At 50.3% G+C, this 340-nt stretch carries 1 rRNA gene; it reads left to right on the top strand.

The features are described from left to right. Nucleotides 1-68: 68 nt before the first annotated feature. Nucleotides 69-340, top strand: a 23S ribosomal RNA gene (locus tag ACF8E5_RS18785); the annotation flags it as partial.

Raw genomic sequence — 340 nt, 5'->3', positions numbered from 1 at the left:
TAAGAGCGACGTGCGAATTTTCGGCGAATGTCGTCTTCACAGTATAACCAGATTGCTTGGGGTTATATGGTCAAGTGAAGAAGCGCATACGGTGGATGCCTTGGCAGTCAGAGGCGATGAAAGACGTGGTAGCCTGCGAAAAGCTTTGGGGAGTCGGCAAACAGACTGTGATCCAGAGATCTCTGAATGGGGGAACCCAGCCAGCACAAGCTGGTTATCTTGTACTGAATACATAGGTGCAAGAGGCGAACCAGGGGAACTGAAACATCTAAGTACCCTGAGGAAAAGAAATCAACCGAGATTCCCTTAGTAGTGGCGAGCGAACGGGGACCAGCCCTTA

The organism is Pseudomonas sp. WSY_20, from assembly GCF_043104335.1.
GTDB lineage: Bacteria > Pseudomonadota > Gammaproteobacteria > Pseudomonadales > Pseudomonadaceae > Aquipseudomonas > Aquipseudomonas parafulva_B.
The sequence above is the reverse complement of the archived record's forward strand: the minus strand, read 5'-3'. Positions and strand labels throughout refer to the sequence as shown.